We start from the raw sequence: 15,584 nt of genomic DNA on the forward strand, positions 1-15,584 counted from the left end.
GCAGCTACTACCGCGACGAGGCGACCGCCGGCCCCGGCTCCTCGCCCCTCAAGGAAGCCTGGGCGGCGGGCGGCTCGATCTCGTTCGAGACCGGCCGGCTGTTCGACGTGCTGTCGCTGGGCGCGGTGCTCTACACCTCGCTGCCGGTCTATGCGCCGGCGGCGTACGGCAACACCGGGCTGCTGCTCGACAACCAGCAGGGCTATGCCGCGCTGGGCCAGCTCTATGCCCGCGCGCGGCTGTTCGAGACGCACTATCTCACGGTCGGCCGGTACTACTACGACACGCCGTTCCTCGGGCCGCACGACAACCGCATGTCGCCCAACACCTTCTACGGCTACACGCTGATGGGCACGTTCGGGAAGCCCGACGGAGACGGGCCGAGCTTCCACTATGGCGGCGGCTGGATCGGCGCGATCAAGCCGCAGGACAGCATCGACTTCCAGGGCATGGCGCGCGCCGCCGGGGCCAACGCCGATTACGGCACGGCGGTGCTGGGCGGCCGGCTGACCTGGGGCAAGGCCTCGATCGGCGCCATCGAGTACTACACGCAGGACACGCTCAACATCTTCTACACCGAGGCCAAGTACGGCCTGAGCCCCGCGCCCGACTTCCACCTGCTCGGCGCCGTGCAGTTCGCGGCCCAGAACAGCGTCGGCCAGAGCCTGCTGAACGGCGGCGTCTCCTTCGCCACCAACCAGCTCGGCGCCAAGGTCGAGCTGGGCTACGACACGGCGATCCTGACCCTGGGCTACTCCGTCGTGAATCCGGGCTTTGGCATCCAGACGCCGTGGAGCGCCAACCCCTTCTACACCGACGCGCAGATCCAGGACTTCCAACGCGCCGGCGAACAGGCGCTGATGGTGGGCGCGTCCTACGTCTTCAAGCATCTCGGCCTGCCGGGCGTGGCAGCGTCGGTCTTCTACTTCAACGGCTGGACCGCCGCCCCCGCCGCCGGCGCGCCGCTGGTCGAGAGCGAATGGGACTTCACGCTCGAATGGCGGCCCGAGTGGAAGCCGCTCGACGGCCTGTGGTTCCGCGCCCGCTATGGCACCAACTCGGTCTGGCAGGGCGGCGCCCTCGCCACGACGGAGGAACTGCGCCTGATCGCAAGCTACAAGGTGAAACTTTACTGAGGGGACGAGCGTCCCGTCTGCTAGCCTCGCTTCCATGGAACTGATCTTCAGGACGGCGACGCTTGCCGAGGGCAAGGACGTCGTGCGCGTCATCCGCGCCGCCTTCACGCCCTATGTCCGCGCTTTGGGGCGCGAGTTTCCGGCCGACGGAACGGCCGAGTTCGCCGAGCGGTGGGGGCGCATCGTGGCGGGACTCGAACGCGGCGACGTCTATGTCGCGTTGGACGGCGACGCGGAAGGCGATGTGGGCGGGGCGCGCATCGTCGGCGCCGTGCGGACGACGCCGCAGGACAACGACCTCTACATCGACCAGATCGCCGTCGATCCGTCGCGGCAGGGCAGCGGCATCGGGAGTTGGCTGTTGCAGCGGATCGAGGAGGTGGCGCGGGCGCGCGGCCTGGGCGGCCTGTCGCTGATGACCGCCGAGATGGCCGTGGCCAACATCCGCCTCTACGAACGGCACGGCTTCGCGATCGTGCGCCGTGGCGTGCTCGAGCGCGAGCTCGACCCGCATCCCCGGGTCTACATGGCGAAGACGTTCCGGCTCGCGGCGTCCTGAGGGACGAGGCCGGCGAGCGGGCCGGCCAGCAGCGCCCGCACCTCCGCCGCCGTCAGGTCGGCGGGATCGCAGTTTTCGTGCGGCAGCTCGACCGGCAAGAACCGCACGCCGGGCAGCGCGCGCATCAGGCGGTCGCGGGCGCGATGGCCGGCGGCGTCGCGGTCGAACATCGGCAGGATGGTCCGCACGCCGCTGAGCCGCGCGATCTTCGCCGCGCCCAGCGACGCGGTGAGCGGACAGACGACGTTCGGCCAGACCTCGTAGACGCGGGCCAGATCGAACACCGACTCGACCACGACCAGCGGCCGCTCGGGATCGGCCCACGCCTCGCCCAGCCAGACCTCGGGGCTGCAACGACCGTCGAGCGTGTACATGAGATAGCGCAGCGTGACGTGTTCGTGGACCGTGCGGCCGTGCAGCCCGCGCAGCCGGCCGTGATAATCGCGCACCGGAAAGCAGAGCCGCTGACGCAGCGGATCGAAGCGCAGGTCGAGCGCCGCCGCCACCTCGTAGGGAACGCGGCGCGCGGCGAGATAGGGATGCACTTCGCCATCTGCAAAAGCCGGCTCGAACTCGGCAAGCCAGGACTCGGGGAACACAAAGTCCTCGCGCTGCCCCCACGTTCGTTCGTCGAGCGACGGCGCAGGTGCAGGCGCGGACGCCGGACTCCCCGCTGCCAGCACGGCCAGCGCCCCCTTGAAGTCGAGCCGCCGCCCGCTCGCCCTCTGCCGTTCGAGATGGCGCATCTCGTACAGAAGATCGAACGGCACGCCATGCCAGTGGCAACTGAAACAGGTGCAGAGCCCGCTTGCGAGCTTGAGCCCAAAGCTCCCCCGCCCCGACCCGTCGCGATGCCGCCACGGCCCCAACGGACATGCCCCCGTCAGCCATCCCGTGCGCCGCGTCTCCACGGCCGCGAGGCCCAGGCAGCGCAGGAACGCCTTGCCGGTGTCGAGGTTCATGACACCTCCCCATTCAAATGGGGAGGTGTCAGCGTCTGCGCTGACGGAGGGGTCATGACCCCTCCGCCTCGTCAGACGAGGCACCTCCCCCGTTGACGGGGGAGGCGAAGAAAGCAACGCCCCTCACACCCGCTTGTGCAACGTGATCGCCCGCGTCTCGCTGCGGGAGACGTCGAGCACCTGCTCCTTCTGTTCGCCGGTGAGATGGCGGTCGATGTCCACGAGGTTCACCCGCGCGATGCGCAGGAACGTCTCGCTGCCGAGCAGCGCCGCGAGCCGCGGCATGTCCTTGACCGCGCGCACCGTCCGCCCCTCGGCCTCGACCTCGACGAAGAAGTGGCGGCCGTTCTTCACCGAGAGATCGTCGGCCACCAGGCGGTCGCGCACGACGCCCAGCCTCGTCTCGAAGTCGCGGATCAAACGGCGCGCGCTCTCGACATGCTCCTGCAGGAGCCCAAGCGCGTCGATTTCCTTGGCAAGGGTGTCGGTCGTCCGGGGCACGTTGATCCTCCTTGATCGTGTGCGATGTGACGAGGCCCAACGCTACGCAACGGCGCGGCGTTGGCAAATCCTTTCGCGGCCGTTCAGCGTTTCTTCTTCGCCCCCGCTTTAGCCGCCCTCGCCTTCACCTTGCCGTCGTTGAAGGCGACGGCCGCGCGCACCAGCGCCTCGAACGCCGCCGCGTCGATCCTGTCGTCCCGGCGGATATCGATGGCCCGCCGCACGTTGCCGTCGAGGCTTGAATTGAACAGGCGCGACGGATCCGCCAGCGCCGCGCCGTTGGCGAAGGTGAGCTTCACCACCTCCCTGTAGGTCTCGCCGGTGCAGATGATGCCCGCCTGCGACCACACCGGCACGCCGCGCCACTTCCACTCCTCCACCGCATCGGGCGCGGCCCGGCGGATGAGCGCGCGGACCCGCGCCAGGGTCTCGCCGCGCCAGTCGCCCAGCTCCTTTATGCGCGCGTCGATCAGCGCCGAGGGCGAGTCTCCGCCGCTGCTGGTGCCGCTCACAGCCGTTCGCCGGGCAGCCGGCTCGCCTGCCGGATCCAGTCGCCAAGCTGCGCCTCGTCGAACGGATCGTCCTCGCGGATGTCGACGTAGCGCACGTCCTTGTGCTTCGACGCGCCCGGCGGCACCGGCTTCAGCGAGGCGCCGCGGAAGAAGGCGACCTTCACGTAGGCGGTGAAGCAATGGAAATTGAGGAACCAGCCGTCGCCCTCGATGCCATAGAAAGGCGAGTTCCATTTGACCGCCTTGTGCACGCCGGGAACGGTGCGCACGATCAGCGCGTCGAGGCGGCGGCCGATCTCGCGCTTCCAGCCCGGCATGGCCGCGATATAGGACTGAAGCACCGCATCGCCCTCGCCCTTGGCGATCTGCGGATTGCCGCCGGCCAGCAGCACCGGCTTCTTCGTCGCGGCGACCTTCTTCTTCGCGGCCTTCGCCCTAGTTGCCGGCTTGGTCATGCCGCGCGCGCCAAAACCTGTTCGAGGTTGGCGAAGAACCTCGGCCAGCCCTGACGTGCGCCGCCATAGGCCTGCTTCTGGTCGGGCCGGAAGCCCACCTGCTCCATGCGCAGATGCGTGGCCGCGCCGGATGGCGTGCCCGCGGGCGTCAGCGTCCAGGTGACGATGGTTTCGACGCCGTGCGCGGCCCAGGTGTAGGCGAGCGTGCGCTGCGGCTCGACCGTGCGGACCTGGCATTCGACCGTGCCCCAGTCGGCGCGCAGGCTGAAGCGATGATCGACGGCCGGCTTGAAGTCGTTCTTCATCAGCCACTCCTCGATCAGATGCGGCTGCGTGAGCGCGCGCCAGATCTTCTCCGGCGGCCAGGCCAGCTCGCGCTCGACGACGACGGAGAGCGTTTCGGCGGAATCCGCAGCGGCGGACGCCGCAGAAGCAGAAGCAGAAGCGGGCTTGCTCATTGGTCCATCCTCTTGAGAAGGTTTTCGAGATCGTCGAAGCGGTTCTCCCAGAAGCCGGTCATCTGGCTCGTCCAGTCGATCAGCGGCGCGAGCGCGCGGAGCTGGGCGCTGTAGTGCGTGTGGCGGCCTTCGTGGCGATCGCGCACCAGCCCGGCCTGCTTCAGGACAACAAGGTGTTTGGAGACGACGGGTTGCGAGACCCCGGCGCGCGCCGTGAGATCCCCCACCGTCTTCTCCCCGTCGCGGCACAGCCGCTCGAACAACGCCCGCCGCGTCGGATCGGCCAACGCCCTGAACAGCGTGTCGTGGGTGGTCTGCATCGGCGATCCATATCCATATGGCTATGGGTTATATCCATAGCTATGGAGCTATGGGTTGGTCAAGCAGCGTTCGAGAGCTGGTATCGGGTGCGTCGTAAAGCCCTCATCCTGAGGAGGCGCGTAGCGCCGTCTCGAAGGATGGGAACGAGCTCAGTCCCCGCTCACCTGACGTACTTGGCCCGCATCCTCTTCAGGAAACCCTTGCTGTCGAAGGGCGCGGGCGTACCCGACTCCTCGCCTGCGACGAGAGCGGATTGCAACGCGTGGACACTCGCCTCGTGTTTCTCGAGCAAGCGCAGGTCGGCTTGCACGACATCACTCGCCGAATCGTAGCGCCCAGTCTGGACCTGTGCGTCGATGAATTCAGCAGCGTGATCATCTAGCGAGAAAGAGACGTTCCGGACCAAGGCCTCTAGCTCCATTGGCTAAGTGGGTAAATCCTCAATGATTAGCCGAAACTGCCGGTCGTCCTTTCGAGCGGCGCGAATTTTTGCGTGCGGATATCGATCGCGAACGATAGCAGTCAGAGCCTCACGGTCTTCTTGGGGCATAACGCAGCCGAAGATCACAGAATCCAGCTCCCTTTCGTGAAAGGGAATATCTTCGTACGGTGCGTCAGGGTGCCGGCCATCGCCAGCTTGCAATCTCCACTCGCGCTCATGCGCCCACTCAAGCGCCTTCGTGTAGACCAGCGCGTCAAACACCGCACTGACATCAAACATTGCGAGTCCCGCGGACATATCCGATAGAAATTCACTATCGCACAGACGTGGCATGTCGCGGCTGTACACGATTGGGCGTGCTACTCGCCAGGGGCTGTCTAGATCAGCATGCGCATTGAAGCAAAGTACCACGCCTTTGTGCTGTTCGGCATAGTACGCCCACATCAGTAGACTGTCTGACACTTCGCTTTGACATAGAACCTTGCTTGTTCTCATTTTTGCCCGAGTTTCAACTTGAACGTCAGGCAGAATGCGCATCGAATTGTTATGACCTTCATCAATTACGGGGCCAAACTCGGCATCAAATTGCTCGCGACTCATCTTGGGAAAGGTATCACGATGAGTGGCAATAATCGCGCCCATCTCGTTTCTTGGATGCGGCGTGTAGGGGGCGCTGCCGTACCAAGCGTGCCAGAGCTTTTCGAGACTACGAGCGCGCACTTCTTCACGGTCAACATCGACGTGAAGATCAAACTGAATATCGTAAGGGTCATTGAACAACACAGGCGTTGACCAACGCAACGTGCCGTTCTCCAATACAATTCTCGCCGTGTCTCGCGTCGTGTACTTGTAGAATAAATCGGGCACCGGCTTCGTCATGCGTAGGTCAGCTAATGCTTCCACTGCTACCCGGCAGATGCTTGCTCACTGCACTTGCTGCCTCTGACAATTTTTCCCATCCTTTCAATGCCACGCTAATCACTTCGCTTATCTTGCAGATCTTCGCAAAGCAGCTTGCAACCCAGCTGCTTGCTTGAGAATCACCACCCAACTTAGACAGGTGAATTAAAGTCAATTCTGCTGCTCGCACCTGCCTCAAAAGACCATCGACACCAACGACGTCGTAGTGTTGCACCGCCCATCTCATGCGCATGACTAGCTCGTGCAGCATGGCTTTGAGCACCGGCGGTATCTCCGGGTCGGCCAGTATTTCATCCATTTCCTTCAGCTTGTTCGCTATCTCGTGGAGAGCTATCCGCGACAAATGAAGCTCGGGAAAGTTAGCTGCAATCACTGGCTCGACAAATAGCAAGAAGCGAAGCTGGTCGACGGGCGTCTTGTTTACCAGATTGGTTGAGGACGATTGCTGTACGCCGAAGCTCATCCATTCACGCATCGTCCGGACTAGATTGCTAACCATCACAATGGTGTCTTCTGTCTGGCTAGGGGCTCTAGACATAGCAGCTTCGAGCCGATCAAGAGCTTCGTGCAAAGTGTCAAATGTTCGCAAAATTATGCGCTCATCCTTCGTCCCAAGAACGGCGAACCATACTTCGCGTACTATTGGAGCAGATGAGCTATTAACTTTAGCTGCCTCCACTACCTTTGAATACGTCGTGAATAGTAGCCGGGCGAGTGTCTGTGTCTTGTCGATCTTGAATGTACCGTTAATGCCGTCTTCGCCTGTCATTGCGTCCCCCAATACAAGGAGCTTAGACGCTTTGATGCAGGTCGTGAAGGCATCAAGATCATCTACCCATGAGGAGAAAAGCGCGCCGCTGCGATGGAGATTTCACACTTCCATTCTTCGAGACACGGCCCGTTAGGCCGCTCCTCAGGGTGAGGGCTCCCCCCCTCACTCCACCTCCAGCTCCTCCACCTTCTCCGTCACCTCCGAAAAGTCCGTCGTCCAGTCGAAGTTCCAGTTCACGGTGAACGAGCCGGTCTCGCCGTTGCGGCCCTTCAGGATCGAGACTTCGCGCTGCTTGATCGTCTCGGCGCTCTCGGGCTGCATCAGGCCCAGCGCCAGCGAGGAGAGTTGCAGGATCGCGTCGCTGTAGCCGATCTCGTCGCCGGTCTGCGGCGGCTTCTTCTGGTTGCCCCCGCTCCCGCCCGAACTTTTGGGCGGCCGCGCGAACTGCCACGAGCACGCCGTTGGCGCCAGGTCGCAGATATGCTGCTTGATCAGCGAGGCGTTCTCCGCCACGCGCTTGAAGCGGTCGCGCTCGGTGGGATGCGTGAGCAGATAGGCGCCGTCGATCACCACGAAGTCCGGCTTGAGCTGGCGGCAGAGCGCGTGCAGGTCCGCGACCGACGCGGCGAGGTTGCCGTCGACGACATGGAACGGCACCGCGCTCTGCGACGTCTCGACGAGGACGTGCTTCATCTGCCGGTATTGCGTCGTCGTCAGCGCGGCATCGCGGATGCCCTTGAACGGCAGCTTCGCGTGGATGGCCAGCAGGCGCTGCACGATCGTAAGCGGCTTGATCTCCATCGAGACGAACAGCGGCGCCTTGCCCTGCACCGCCCAGGCATGCAGCGCCATCCACAGCATGAACCAGGTCTTGCCCGCCGCGGGACGTCCCGCCAGCCCGATCATGTCGCCGGTGCCGAGGCCGCCCGTCATCGCGTCGAGCGTCGGCCAGCCAAGCTGCAGGCCCATCGTGCCGGCGTCCATCATCTTGGCCTTGAAGGCCTGCATGATCGCGTCCTGCGCGCGGCGATAGTCCATCACCAGCGCGCCGTTGTTCTGCACCGACAGCGCCATCACCGCGTTGCCCAGCACGCTCAGCGCCTCGCGCGGATTGGCATTCGCGCCGGCGAGATGCTTGTGATGGACTTCGGCCAGCAGCGCTAAAAGGCTGCGGTGCAGGTGGTTGTCGCGCGCGCGGTCGAGATAGAAGGCGGCGGGCTGCGTCTGCGCCGCGAGATCGAAGCCGGTGTCGGCCTTGACCAAGGCGAAGTCCGGCAGCGTGCCGTAGGTCTTCACGTGGCGGTCGAAGTAGCTCCACAGGCGCTCCTCCTCGCCTGCGAAGAGATGCGCGACCGGCCCGTGCTTCAGCAGCGTCTCGACCCGACCCTCGGCGATCACCGCCGCGAGATAGCGCTGTGCGGAGGAGAGCATCAGTGAAGTTCTCGCATGGAACTCTTGCCGTCTCGCGCGACAGGAAAACAAGCACGCCTCATATCGCGACCTCGAGATAGTGGTTGCGCAGCAGGTCGGCGACGAAGCCGCCATATTCGCGGCCCGCGTCGGCGAGGCTCGGCGCGTAGAGCACGGTCTGCAGCCCCGACGTGCTCCCCCCGCCGCTCCAGCGCGCGGTGAGCAGCGCCGTGAGCTGCGCCACCCGCCAGGCCGGCGCCTCGCGCACGGTGGCGCGATCGGGCACGAAGTCGGGGATCAGGAGACAGGTCGCGGCGATCGGCACACCGGCCGCCACCGCCTCCAGCGCATCGAGCAGCGGCACGACGCGGGCCCGCACGAAGTTGCGCGACAGGCAGCCCGCCATCGCGCCGATGCGCTGCAACGGATCGAGCGCCGGCGCCTCGCCGGTCAGCAGGAGGCCGCAGCGCCCTTCGCCACGGTGACGGTGGAACCGCGCCAGCCACGCGCGCTCCACCGCCGTGAGCGCCGGCAGCTTCTGCCACAGCAGATGCACGGGGATCCCCGCATCCCGCGCGATGGCATCACGGTTGGCGATCAACGCCGCATGCCGCTCCGGGTCGAGCACGCCCTGCGGCCGCACCCACGCCTCGCCGCTCATGCCGCGATCCCTTCCAGCGCCAGCATCTCGCGGTAGGTCATGATCAGCCGCTGGGGGCGCGCCACTCCAGAGGCGCGGTCATCACCATGAATCGCGCGACTGGAGTCGCGCGCGCCCGGCAGTCGCACCGTTCCCGCAAAACCCTCTGCCCGAATAGCGCCGCTTCGCGCGAAGTAGCTTTCGCGCTTTAGCGGTGCGTCTCGAAGGGTGGGCGCGAGCGCGATGCCCGCGACCGCCCACTCGGCTTCCCTCAGGGCTAGCCCGTTGAGACGCCACCTAGTGCAAGGCTTCTCAGAGTAAGGTGTTGGCTTGGAGCGGTGCGCCCTCACCGCCAGCGCCGCCTCGACATATGGCACAAGATAATCGAGCCCCGGCACGTCCACCCTCCTTGGTGTCTGTTGCGTCGTACTTTCCTCGACTAGCCGCCTCGCCCGACAGCGGCAAGTTTTCCTGGTGAAAACAATGCGGAGCTGCCGGTTCTCTGGGGTTAACCATGGCCCGGAGTATTGGCGAGATTACCAATTCACGAAGCTAGTCACAGACCGAGTCTCTCGCCTTCGTTTCATTAGCCATGGTTTACACTTGGGACCGTCGATTGCCCTTGGCAGAATTATGCTTGCGACACATCAAAGCCGCATTCTCCAGCCGGCTCCTTCCACCTTTGCTATGAGGATGAATATGATCGATGGTGAAGTCGTTCCAATTTAGCTTAGTGCCGCAAGTAGCACAGGAACGATTGGCAGAGCTGTTCCAAATGATGCGGCGCTGCTCAGCACTGAAGCCTCGTTGTGCGTCCTTGCTAGAAAACAAGCTACCCAAAATGCCGCGCAGAATCTGCTCGCGCTTACGACGCTGATTTACGTCGTCTGTCATCTGCGATACAGTTAATAGATAATCCCGGTATAATTCTTGGTTTGGCCCCGCGCCCTTTGCTTTCCGTTGGAGTTCGCGAACCTCATCGACTGTAGCCGCAAAGGATTGAAGCAAGTCCCACGCTAGAGTGTTGCGGCGCCGATCCGTAAGGATCATCCCCTCGGCTTCAAATTTTCCAATCAGTATTGTAAGTGAGTAGAAATCCGTGACTTGACGAAGACGGGTTGTTTTCAAGTGAGGAAACATCCAGTTTACTCGATTAAGCGTAGCAGTAGCGAGTCTAGACGCTTTCTGTGTCTGACGACTATCGTATGATTGGGTGTCCATTACTCGATCTAACGCAGTCTTCTTATTTAGTACGTCACCTTGCGAGAGCGACAACATCAGCTCGCAGATCAATTCGACATGCTTCATACGACTCGTCTGACCAGGGCTGAGAATTCGCTGCCGAAGGAAGTATGGTTCGAATTTATGAGCGAGACGCGCTGCCTCTTTTAGGAATGGACTTTGATAATACTTTGCATGGCGTTGTTCTTGTCGAGTCAGCGCCTTTCCCGTTGAATTGATACGTACGAATACATCAATGATGTCACCAATATCGCCATCCACCTCAATCACCGGAACTTCATAGCCAAGAATGCGTGATTGCATGCGCCGACGCTTCAGCATTGACCAGTCTACTTTTTCGGGGGAACTATCGTCACTTAGCTGCGCGCGCGCTTCATAGCGTTGCCCACGTATGGCGCCTGTGTACATAAAGATGGATTCTAGGCGCTGCTTTCCATCGATTACGTCGTAGACCAAGTCGCCATCATCTTCCCGGCGGTAAAGAAAGATGGCCGGAAGCGGATAATTCCGCAGGATGCTCTCAATGAGCTTTGCTCGGTCCCGGTCTCTCCAGACCGACTGACGCTGGAAACCTGGGGCTAAGTTCAGGTGGCTATTCTGATAGAGATTCGTTAATTCGAGAACACTCTTGGTTGTTGTCTTATGCTTCAATCCGCTCTTCTCTGGCATCTTCATCATCTCCCCGCCGATGGTGCACGCTAAGCAGCCATATCTAATCCTTGTGCAGGTTCCGTGCAGTGGTTGCAATGGGGTATATCCTCGCCACCTGAACGATCATCGAAGCCCTGGCGAAAACTCGACACGCGAAGGAGCGGCCCGCTCTGTCATTGGCGACGCCCCCTTCGAGCGAGAGCATCTCGCGGTAGGTCATGATCTCGGGTCGAAGGCGTCCAACAAAGCCCTCACCGTGAGGAGCGCCTGGTAGCGCTTGTGAAAGCGCCATGAGCGGCGCGTCTCGAAGGGTCGGCCTCAGGCATAGTGCTGGCGCCTACCCTTCGGCTTCGCTCAGGACAGGTCCTTCGAAACGCCGCGCTTTGCACGGCTCCTCAGGGTGAGGTGGCTTGTCGATCAGGCGCCGCGCGGCCTCGACATGCGTCACGAGATTGCCGAGCTGCGCCACGTCCACCCTCCTTGGTGCGTGTTGCGTCCTGCTTTCCTCGACTAGCTACCTTGCGGAGCCGCGGCAAGTTTTCTCCGCGGTCTGTAAACCCGTTTAACATGCGCTCAGGACACCCAATAGTCGACGGCGCACAAACTGGGCCGCGCAAGCAAGTCAGGAAAGCCGATAACTTACAGGAATCAAGCTCACCACTCTCCATGCAGGGCTAGCCCCTATGCTTCGACCCGAAGCGAGTTCGCTCGCAATCGACATTTTCAAAGTCTGAGAGGCTAATCCCCAGATTTTTCCCATCGATATGCGAAGCCATCTCGGATCGCCCTTCCGATCTTCCGAGCCATAGATACAATAACAGATAATTCTCTCGCGAAGGTTGCGGTCAAATTTCCGCAAGAATGGTCGCTATGCATCCTCTCGAGCCGCATCTTATGGAAATGAAGGAATCGCTGGTTAGAGAGGCAATCGTCTTTCCATTCATTCAGCGCCTTGGCTATCAAGTCGCCGGATCGGAACGAGTGAGAACAGAAACTCCGCTGAAGTACTCACTAGGTCGCAAGAAGCTGACCGATCCAGTCCTTAAGGGATTTTGTGACTATGTGTGTGAAGTCGAATCTTACGGGCGGTGGGTAATCGAAGCGAAGGGCGGAGGCGAAAAGCTTACCGACGACGACGCCGAGCAAGCACACACCTACACGCATCACCCAGCGGTTGGCGGCTTCTTCTATCTGGTCACAAATGGCGGCCTGTTTCGCCTATATGATCGTGATCCCAAACGACCGATCATGGAATGGACGCTTGGCGAGATGGATGCCAAATGGGCGACAATCGAGAATCTGCTTAGTCCCAATGCCATCCGGCGTCGCGCTCAATCCTATAAGATCGACATTGGAAAGCCTTTGGCCCCTGGTCTTGGTTCTCAAGCGAAAATTTTGGGCGGCTTCTTAACGTATGACCAACACCTGACGAATAGTCCCGAGGCGGCTGCGATACTCGAGAAATTTGAGGGCTTCCGCGGAACAATTACTGGACGAGAAGTCGTGCGGACGGACGCCGGGCTAATTCGAGCACGAGTCGAGATCGTCGGCCCTTACAAGGAATGGGACGACCTCAACAAAGCTGCGGGGATCACTGGTTACGATTTTGAGAGTGCCGTCGAATTCATCTCCATCGACCCGGATCGACCGTCAATCTTCCAAGGTACGACTCAAGGCAAACTGGCAACGGGACAAATTACTCGCTTCCCCGGACAACCGCCCCAGCGGTTGCCCATGGGCGTCATCATGACGGCGAATACAGAAGCAGTAGGCTTCATTGAACGAGACAAGTTCAAAGGAAACTTTTTCATATCATACGACTACACGCCCGACGATGATCACCCGCTTGATCTATCATTGCTCGAAGGCCCACAAAAAGCGCAAATCGATCAGCTTCTGAAACTCCAGCCTCGTGCCAACGTCGAAGACCTGATGCGGCAGCTAGTTCCGCAAGTTCTTTCGCAAGTGCGCGTCAGCTCAGACGGCTCCTTCGAAATGGTAGTTCAGTAGGCATAGCGAATCACTCACCAGCAACTAACGCCGGCAGCTTCTGCCACAGCAGATGCACGGGGATCCCCGCATCCCGCGCGATGCTCTCGCGGTTGGCGATCAACGCCGCATGCCGCTCCGGGTCGAGCACGCCCTGCGGCCGCACCCACGCCTCGCCGCTCATGCCGCGATCCCTTCGAGCGCCAGCATCTCGCGATAGGTCATGACGCGCCGGTCGACTGACCCCACTGTCGCCGTAAGACGGCGACACCTCCCCATTTGAATGGGGAGGTAGATTTCTCCTCCCCCGTCGGCGCGGGCGGAGGGGTCAGGGGCGGCAGTCGGCGCGAGACCGTGAGAGCGCACCAGCAAGCCTCGCACCGCCTCGATGTGTTTCACGAGAAACCCGAGATGCGGCAGGTCGGGCGACTTGAACGCGCCGTGATGCTTCTCCGCGGCGCGCACGAAGGCCGGCCAGTGCGCCAGGGCGTAACGCACCGCCCGCTCCGCCTCGCCGGCGCGCAGCGTGCGCACGAGGTGGCGGAACTGGCCGCGCATCTTGTGGGTGATCGGCGCCGACGGCCGCGCTTCCCGCCACAGCGTTTCCAGCGCCGCAACCTTCGTCGCGGCCCGCGTTGGGGCTGGCGTTGGGGCTGGCGTTGGAGCGGGTGCCGCGGCGGCCGGCGGGCCGCACGCAATCTTGGTTTCTTCCATAGGTTTGATTCTGAAGGTTTGAAGGGTGGGCCCTGCAGGGCTCGCCCGGGTGAGCCCCCGGGGGCCCGCCTGGGTGGGCCCCTGCGCGCCCACCGCTCCGCCCACCGCTCCGCCTACCGCTCCGGCCGCCGCGACGCGCAGCAGCGCCTCGGTCGGCCGCACGAACAGCGAGACCTTGCCGGCGAATCCGTGCTGCTCGCGCACGATGAAGCCGCGCGCTTCCATCGTCGCCAGCACGCGCCGCAACTGCTTCAACGAACAGTCCAGCTCGACCTGCCATTGCGCGCGCGTGAGCGTCACCCACCTGTCGCCGCCGTGGCGGACCTTCGTGTAGCGATGCCAGCGCAGCAGGCGATGCAGGAAATGGCCGGAGAGCAGGTCGCCTGCCGCCGCGATACAGCGATGGAGAGGCACGCAACGATCGCTCATCGGTTGGCCATCCCGTGCTGGCGCCGCACATAGTCGCGCAGCAACTGGTTCACGTGCAGCAGCAGCGCCGGCACCGCGCCGTTGTTGAGAAGGTTGGCATCGACCTCGAAGGCGGCCTGCTCGGGATCGGGCGCCGCGGCAAGGCCGGAGTCGGCGCCGTCGCGCTCGCCGGCGCCCTCGTCGGTGCGGACGATGCGCCAGACCAGCCCGCCCAGCGCGCGCACCATGTCGACCTCCTCGAAGCGGCTGCAATCCTCGGCGACGACCGGCCCGGCCTGCAGCATCGGCTCGACCGTGCCGCGCCAGCACTGCACCCAGAGGTCGGGCCCGATCATGTCGCGCCCCCAGCCGTTGGCCAGTGCATGCAATGCATGCCGGGGCGTGCGCCCCGCCAGTTCGCGCACCGGCCGCGTCTTGAGGTCGCCTTCCAGGCAGCGCTTCACATAGTCGGGCGGCCGCCCTTGCGCGGCGATCAGCGCCCCCAGCATGGTCTTCAGCGGCTCGCCGAAGCGCAGCCGCCGGAAGCCGTGGCGCAGCACCAGATGATCCGCCACGGTCGATTTGCCGGATCCAGGCGATCCAGTCAGAGCCAGCACCAGCACGCCACCCTCCTTGGTGATTGCGTTGCGTCGCGTTCTGCGATGTCGTGCCTTCCTCGACTAGCCACGCCTGCGGGCGGCGGCAAGTTTTTCGCCGGGAACGACCGGGGGAGCATCCGATGATCGACGCGGCCTACGTGCGGCGCATGGCACGCTACAATCGCTGGCAGAACGAAAGCCTCTACGGCGCGGCGAACCGTCTCTCCGAGGCGGAACGACGGCGCGACCGCGGCGCCTTCTTCGGCTCGATCCACGCGACGCTGGCGCATCTCGTCTGGGCCGACCGGCTGTGGCTCGCCCGCTTCGAGCAGACGCCGCCGCCTACGACGACGACCACGCCCACGACCATGACCACGACCACGATGGCGCCCACGATGGCAGAAGGGCTGGCGGCCTTCCCGACCTGGCCGTCACTGCAGGACGCGCGCGTCGCCTGCGATGCCGAGATCGTGCGCTGGGCCGATGCGCTGACGCCGGACGGGCTGGCGGGCGACCTCACCTATTATTCGATGAGCGCGCATCGCGAGATCAGCGGCCTGCGCTGGGTCTTCGTCGCGCATTTCTTCAACCACCAGACCCATCATCGCGGCCAGGCGCACTGTCTCCTCACCCAGTGCGGCCTGAAACTGCAGGACACCGACCTGCAATTGATGCCGGAGTAGCGGCGCCGTGATGCCGATGTGAATCGCCTTCGTCCGTGCAATCGATTGCACGGGCCACCGCCTGCTAATTCCCCAGATGCCCGAACCGGCTGCCGGGGGTGAGCCACGTCACGAAGGAGTTGCCGTCGACGGCCCAGCCTGGGGAGCCGCCCATGCCCGGGCCGCCGCCGCCGTTGCTGGCCGTGCTGCCGGCGCTGCCCGGCTGGCCC

21 protein-coding genes are annotated in these 15,584 nt (G+C 63.2%); 4 read left to right on the forward strand and 17 right to left on the reverse strand.

What is annotated here, in order from left to right; genetic code table 11:
• Window positions 1-1,136 (forward strand): OprD family outer membrane porin (locus BN60_RS12965; RefSeq protein ID WP_020696487.1); only part of this gene is annotated, 1,136 nt, incomplete at its 5' end.
• A 34-nt stretch (window positions 1,137-1,170) separates the two neighbouring features.
• Complete coding sequence (locus BN60_RS28850; RefSeq protein ID WP_020696488.1) at window positions 1,171-1,695, forward strand: GNAT family N-acetyltransferase; 525 nt, start codon at window positions 1,171-1,173, stop codon at window positions 1,693-1,695.
• Here BN60_RS28850 and BN60_RS12975 read toward each other — a convergent pair.
• From BN60_RS12975 to BN60_RS31645, 14 genes are all read right to left on the reverse strand, one after another.
• Complete coding sequence (locus tag BN60_RS12975) at window positions 1,659-2,657, reverse strand: hypothetical protein (protein ID WP_020696489.1); 999 nt, start codon at window positions 2,655-2,657, stop codon at window positions 1,659-1,661. The genes BN60_RS28850 and BN60_RS12975 overlap by 37 nt on opposite strands.
• 123 nt (window positions 2,658-2,780) lie before the next feature.
• Window positions 2,781-3,158: a hypothetical protein gene (locus BN60_RS12985; protein ID WP_020696490.1), complete on the reverse strand. Its 378-nt coding sequence runs from the start codon at window positions 3,156-3,158 to the stop codon at window positions 2,781-2,783.
• 83 nt (window positions 3,159-3,241) lie between these two features.
• Window positions 3,242-3,670 (reverse strand): DUF1801 domain-containing protein, encoded by a 429-nt coding sequence (locus tag BN60_RS12990; RefSeq protein ID WP_020696491.1) that lies wholly within the window; start codon window positions 3,668-3,670, stop codon window positions 3,242-3,244.
• Window positions 3,667-4,125 (reverse strand): DUF1801 domain-containing protein, encoded by a 459-nt coding sequence (locus BN60_RS12995; protein WP_020696492.1) that lies wholly within the window; start codon window positions 4,123-4,125, stop codon window positions 3,667-3,669. Before BN60_RS12995 ends, BN60_RS12990 begins: the two co-directional genes overlap by 4 nt.
• On the reverse strand, window positions 4,122-4,583 hold the full coding sequence (locus BN60_RS13000; protein ID WP_020696493.1) for an SRPBCC family protein: 462 nt from the start codon (window positions 4,581-4,583) through the stop codon (window positions 4,122-4,124). The genes BN60_RS12995 and BN60_RS13000 overlap by 4 nt, the downstream gene beginning before the upstream one ends.
• A complete protein-coding gene (locus BN60_RS13005; protein ID WP_020696494.1) occupies window positions 4,580-4,903 on the reverse strand; it encodes an ArsR/SmtB family transcription factor in 324 nt (107 codons plus the stop codon). The genes BN60_RS13000 and BN60_RS13005 overlap by 4 nt, the downstream gene beginning before the upstream one ends.
• A 161-nt stretch (window positions 4,904-5,064) precedes the next feature.
• Window positions 5,065-5,325 (reverse strand): type II toxin-antitoxin system ParD family antitoxin, encoded by a 261-nt coding sequence (locus tag BN60_RS13010; protein ID WP_020696495.1) that lies wholly within the window; start codon window positions 5,323-5,325, stop codon window positions 5,065-5,067.
• Between the two features lie 3 nt (window positions 5,326-5,328).
• Window positions 5,329-6,225, reverse strand: a complete 897-nt coding sequence (locus tag BN60_RS30360; protein WP_148283401.1) for a DUF2971 domain-containing protein — start codon at window positions 6,223-6,225, stop codon at window positions 5,329-5,331.
• A gap of 7 nt (window positions 6,226-6,232) precedes the next feature.
• A complete protein-coding gene (locus BN60_RS13025; protein WP_148283402.1) occupies window positions 6,233-7,036 on the reverse strand; it encodes a hypothetical protein in 804 nt (267 codons plus the stop codon).
• Between the two features lie 165 nt (window positions 7,037-7,201).
• Window positions 7,202-8,470, reverse strand: a complete 1,269-nt coding sequence (locus BN60_RS13030) for a DnaB-like helicase C-terminal domain-containing protein (RefSeq protein ID WP_020696499.1) — start codon at window positions 8,468-8,470, stop codon at window positions 7,202-7,204.
• Between the two features lie 58 nt (window positions 8,471-8,528).
• Entirely contained in the window at window positions 8,529-9,110 is a 582-nt protein-coding gene (locus BN60_RS13035; protein WP_020696500.1) for a hypothetical protein, read from the reverse strand.
• On the reverse strand, window positions 9,107-9,487 hold the full coding sequence (locus tag BN60_RS13040; RefSeq protein ID WP_148283403.1) for a hypothetical protein: 381 nt from the start codon (window positions 9,485-9,487) through the stop codon (window positions 9,107-9,109). The genes BN60_RS13035 and BN60_RS13040 overlap by 4 nt, the downstream gene beginning before the upstream one ends.
• A gap of 199 nt (window positions 9,488-9,686) precedes the next feature.
• Entirely contained in the window at window positions 9,687-11,000 is a 1,314-nt protein-coding gene (locus BN60_RS29630; RefSeq protein WP_177324809.1) for a GmrSD restriction endonuclease domain-containing protein, read from the reverse strand.
• 319 nt (window positions 11,001-11,319) lie between these two features.
• The gene (locus BN60_RS31645; RefSeq protein WP_281015330.1) at window positions 11,320-11,451 is read right to left on the reverse strand and encodes a hypothetical protein; all 132 of its coding nucleotides are present in this window, start codon (window positions 11,449-11,451) and stop codon (window positions 11,320-11,322) included.
• A gap of 425 nt (window positions 11,452-11,876) precedes the next feature.
• Between BN60_RS31645 and BN60_RS13050 the strand changes: the two genes are divergently transcribed.
• The gene (locus tag BN60_RS13050; protein WP_215905905.1) at window positions 11,877-12,992 is read left to right on the forward strand and encodes a type I restriction enzyme HsdR N-terminal domain-containing protein; all 1,116 of its coding nucleotides are present in this window, start codon (window positions 11,877-11,879) and stop codon (window positions 12,990-12,992) included.
• Window positions 12,993-13,002: 10 nt separating this feature from the next.
• On the opposite strand, the gene BN60_RS30870 is transcribed toward BN60_RS13050, so the two are convergent.
• From BN60_RS30870 to BN60_RS28855, 3 genes are read right to left on the reverse strand one after another with little or no spacing between them, the layout of a single operon-like run.
• Entirely contained in the window at window positions 13,003-13,155 is a 153-nt protein-coding gene (locus tag BN60_RS30870; RefSeq protein WP_020696505.1) for a hypothetical protein, read from the reverse strand.
• The gene (locus tag BN60_RS13055) at window positions 13,152-14,114 is read right to left on the reverse strand and encodes a hypothetical protein (protein WP_020696506.1); all 963 of its coding nucleotides are present in this window, start codon (window positions 14,112-14,114) and stop codon (window positions 13,152-13,154) included. Before BN60_RS13055 ends, BN60_RS30870 begins: the two co-directional genes overlap by 4 nt.
• Window positions 14,111-14,716, reverse strand: a complete 606-nt coding sequence (locus tag BN60_RS28855; RefSeq protein WP_020696507.1) for a P-loop nucleotide/nucleoside kinase family protein — start codon at window positions 14,714-14,716, stop codon at window positions 14,111-14,113. The genes BN60_RS13055 and BN60_RS28855 overlap by 4 nt, the downstream gene beginning before the upstream one ends.
• Before the next feature lie 116 nt (window positions 14,717-14,832).
• Here BN60_RS28855 and BN60_RS13065 point away from each other — a divergent pair, with 116 nt between their 5' ends.
• Complete coding sequence (locus tag BN60_RS13065) at window positions 14,833-15,375, forward strand: DinB family protein (protein WP_020696508.1); 543 nt, start codon at window positions 14,833-14,835, stop codon at window positions 15,373-15,375.
• Window positions 15,376-15,584: the final 209 nt, after the last annotated feature.

The organism is Reyranella massiliensis 521, assembly GCF_000312425.1.
GTDB classification, from domain to species: domain Bacteria; phylum Pseudomonadota; class Alphaproteobacteria; order Reyranellales; family Reyranellaceae; genus Reyranella; species Reyranella massiliensis.